Genomic DNA, 4,040 nt, shown 5'->3' with positions numbered 1-4,040 from the left:
TGTTCGGGCTCGCGCTCAAGACTGGCAGCTTCTGCCGTCACATCCTCGACGGCATTCTGCAGAATGCGCTGTCCGGAGCGGAGCGCCTCGGCGACCTGCCGGACGAAGAGATCGAACCGTAGGTCGCCCTTGGCCCGCGCCGCCTCGACCTGGTTGGCGGGCACGGGCGGTGTCACCGTCAGGAAATAATGCACGAAGGTCGCGAGCGTTTCGGCCAGGACAAGATTGTCCCGCTCGATCCGCCCGAACTGCCGCGTCAGCCGGTCGAGCCGGCGGTTGATCGCCGCTTCGCGCTTATTGTCGGACTCGCCTGCCCGGTAGGCCGTTACTGCCCCATCGATGATCGTGCTTTCTGACAGGCCAGGGCGTTTGGCCATGGCCTTCAGCCAGTGAAAATTCTCTGGCGAGATATAGGGCTGGATCCGGGGCTTCATTGGCCATTCCCCGTGAGATCAATGCCGGTCGCCTGTTCGAGGCTGTCAGCCTGGACGAGCGCGTCGAAGAGGCTGGGCTGAGGGGCGCCGCGCGTTCGAGCCGGAGATCTGCCAGGCTTCGTGGGTGCTGAGACCCTTGCGCGATCCTCGGCCGCATCGCGCGCCTTCTGAGGCCCAAGGCCCTCCACATCAGGTTCGAGCTCTGCGGCCTGCATGAGGCCTTCATGGATCGCGCGAACTTCGGACCCCCAATCATTACTCCGCGCGTTCGGAATGCAGGCTGCGAAGGCAGGGGCGTCTTTGAGGCGTTCGGTAAAGTTCTGGTCTTCATAGTAGCGGAGCTTTATCGCCCGTACCGGAGGTGAGCCTGCGACAAGGACAAGCTCCTGATCCGAAGGCAGCTGCATCACCTCGCCGGGGGTCAGCAACTGTCGGGCGGTTTCCTGGCGCGACACCATCTTGTGCGACAGCCAAGGGGCCAAGCGGTGGCCTGCATAGTTCTTCATGGCCCGCTGTTCGGTCTTGGTCCCGAGCGCATCGGAAATCCGCTTGGCCGTGCGCTCGTCATTGGTCGCGAACGCCACCCTCACATGACAATTGTCGAGGATCGCGTTCGAGGGACCATAGGCCTTCTCGATCTGGTTCAGTGATTGCGCGATCAGGAAGGCCTTGAGGTTATAGCCGGCCATGTAGGCAAGTGCGCTTTCGAAGAAGTCGAGCCGTCCGAGGGCAGGGAACTCGTCCAGCATGAACAGGACCCGCCGGCGGGATTTTGCCGCTGCAGCCGACACATGAGGTGCCAGAAGTCCGCACGCGCTCAGGATGTTTGCCACAAGCGATCTGCCACGCGAGACCAAGGACGGACGCACATCCAGATGTTCGGTGAGCCGGCGTCCGACCTGGTTCAGGATGAGGCGCATCAGCGGCTTGGTGCGAGATAGGTCCGAGGGCGGTACAACCAGGTAGAGCGACAGCGGCCGGTCGCCAGACACAAGGTCCTCGATCCTGAAGTCGCTGCGGGAGGTCACTTCTGCGACAACGGGATCGCGATAGAGTGAAAGGAACCTCAAAGCCGTCGAGAGTACACCCGAAAGCTCGTTCTCCGACTGGTTCATCAGTTCACGGGCCGTCTCGGCGACGACGGGATGAACCTTGGGCGCTTCGCTCGTGCCGAGGTGGTTTGTCCGGAGCATGATCGACAGCGTCGTGCGGAATGTCCGGTCGGGATCTGCAAGGAAGCTCGCCACACGCGCCAGCGTCTTCTCACGCTCGGCATAGAGGACATGCAGGATAACCCCGACGAGCAGCGAGTTCGCCTTGTCGACCCAGTGCCCGAGATCGCCAAGCTTGCCCTGCGGGTCGACGAGAATGTCGGCAATGTTCTGGACATCGCGCACTTCGCAATGCCCGCGCCGGACTTCCATGAGGGGATTGAAGTGGGCCGAGGCGACATCGGTCGGATCGAACCGCACACAATGGGAAAACTCTGAGCGCCAGCCGGAGGTCAGCTGCCAATTCTCGCCCTTGATGTCATGCACCAGCACCGAATGCGGCCAGGAGAGGAGTGTTGGCACGACAAGCCCTACACCTTTGCCGGACCGTGTCGGGGCAAACGCCATGACATGGTCCGGTCCGTCATGGCGGAGGTAAGAACCCGTTGCCTGACCTAGGAACACACCGGAAGGTTTGAGCAAGCCGGGCTTGCGCAAATCCTTGCTTTCCGCCCAGCGCGCTGAGCCGAAAGTCGAGACCCGCTTGTCCCAGCGTGCGCGGAGGATCGATCCCGTCACCGCAATCACGATGGCCGCGACACCGCCCGAACCGGCGATCAGTCCGCCCCGGTCGAACACATCCGGCGCATAGGCATCGAATGAGTACCACCACCCGAAGAATGCCCAAGGCACATAGACCGGCATGTCGAGGATGACGAAGAGTGGCTCGCCCAAACGGGGCGACCAGCCCAGCGACAAGGCTGTCCACTGGGTTGCGCACCAGAGCGCCACCAGGACGACGAGCGATACCAGGATGATCTGCCAGAAGAGGTTCGTGCCATGTTTCATGACGCAGAACCTGACCAATCATCGCCTCACGCTCCAGAGAGGGAATTGGGGGAAATCAGGGGGGTATTCTGAAGTTTTGGGAACGGCAGGGTGACAGACGTGAAGTTGCGGGAAGAATTTGCGGGATTTTTTCTGCTCGTCGAAGATTTTGAGTCGTGGAGCGAATTGAGGCAACTCATTAGAAATACTCTGACGGATCGTGCGACGTGGATGCTCCGTTTGCTTCGGAGAACGTTGTCTGGCACTGAAGTTTGGTTGGCAATCTTTTGGGTTCAGCGAACTCACAGAACGAATGTGGGGCGAATTAGCAGCCTACCGACTGCGATCAGAAAGGTGTGAGTTGCTGAACTCTACGGGTCGCGCCGTGGCACATTATCTCGGCTACGTCGCTGGTAGATTGTGATCATTCAGACTAAATTCAACCTTTAGCTTTGCCAGAAGGACTTAGACGCGTACCGAATATTCAATAGATTCAAACTGCTGATTCTTATGCGTGGGGCAATTGATCGTGAGAGAAAGCAACGAAATTACAATGAGAGAGTAAGATATCGGCGTGCTATTCAAAAATGCAAAATAATCATGACACAGGGGGCTTTTGTGGCTGACCGAATTCTCGAAACATTTCTGGACGCGGGACTCTTGGAGCTTGGCGGAAATGACGCTTGGTTTGAGCACATATCCGCAGCGGCCGACAAGCTGGCGGTTCATATCGGCGCACACCCCGAACAATTGGCGGCATTCGTATATTCGGCCGTCGACCCTCGGGAACGGCTTGGAGACCCCTCCCGTGCAATGGCGCAGGAAACGCTGAAAAGCGTTTGGCGGACTTATTCCTCTGTCACGATGGGGTCGCTTGACTTGGTGTTTCGAGGGATCATCCTCGACGCGGTAATACAGAACGCAAAGCGAGACGATCAAATTCGGCTCGGCGTTACACTCCTACTATCGAGTGCTCTGCCACACATGTCGCTTGGGGAAGAAGCCGAGGTCTGGCAGAAAACAGTCTCTGAATTGCTTTCAGCCGTCGAGGCTGAGGCCGAGGCGCGCTGGTCAGTTCCGAGCGCCATCGCGCTTGCTCCTATGGTCGCAGTCAAACCACCCGAGATAAAAGGCAAATTGGGTGCCATCAAAATCGACGAAGCCGCTTTGCTGAAGGGGCTCGAAAAGGCTGCAGGACCGAATAACAAGGCCGGTGAGGAAACTGGCGGCAATCCTCATGCGCCGAACGCTGGCGCAACTTGGTCGAATGAATTTGTTCCACTGGCGACAGAAGCAATCGCGACAGCGGTTAAGAGAGCCGCAGGCGAGCGGGTCTACAATTTGGCATCGGATGAAATCTTTGGCGCAATCAGTACAATGGTTACCGCTTATGTCAGTGCAGCGATAAATCAAACCGCGGCTGCATCCCATGGTGTCGAACTGCGATCTAGGCTGCTTTGGTGGAAGGAGGCTAAGATTTCGCCGAGTGCCCGGAAAGAATATCGATTGATCGACCGCAAAGTGGCGCCTGGTTTAATGGCCCTGGACTATCAATCCATGCTTCCGG

General features: G+C 58.5%; 3 protein-coding genes. 1 reads left to right on the top strand and 2 read right to left on the bottom strand.

Features of this window, described 5'->3' with window-relative positions; all coding sequences use genetic code 11:
- Positions 1-434: CopG family transcriptional regulator (locus B4F73_RS06750; protein WP_290482823.1), on the bottom strand; the 434-nt coding region annotated here is incomplete at its 3' end.
- On the bottom strand, positions 431-2,494 hold the full coding sequence (gene traG / locus B4F73_RS06745) for an IncP-type conjugal transfer protein TraG (RefSeq protein ID WP_290482822.1): 2,064 nt from the start codon (positions 2,492-2,494) through the stop codon (positions 431-433). The genes B4F73_RS06750 and traG, both read right to left, overlap by 4 nt.
- A gap of 489 nt (positions 2,495-2,983) precedes the next feature.
- Here traG and B4F73_RS06740 point away from each other — a divergent pair.
- On the top strand, positions 2,984-4,040 hold a 1,057-nt coding region (locus B4F73_RS06740), incomplete at its 3' end, for a GTPase-associated system all-helical protein GASH (protein WP_290482821.1).

It is taken from the genome of Hyphomonas sp. UBA3601 (assembly GCF_002375605.1).
GTDB lineage: Bacteria > Pseudomonadota > Alphaproteobacteria > Caulobacterales > Hyphomonadaceae > Hyphomonas.
The sequence above is the reverse complement of the archived record's forward strand: the minus strand, read 5'-3'. Positions and strand labels throughout refer to the sequence as shown.

Coding starts and splice junctions, on each gene's coding strand:
- traG (WP_290482822.1), bottom strand. CDS start 2,494: ATGAAACATGGCACGAACCTCTTCTGGCAGATCATCCTGGTATCGCTC.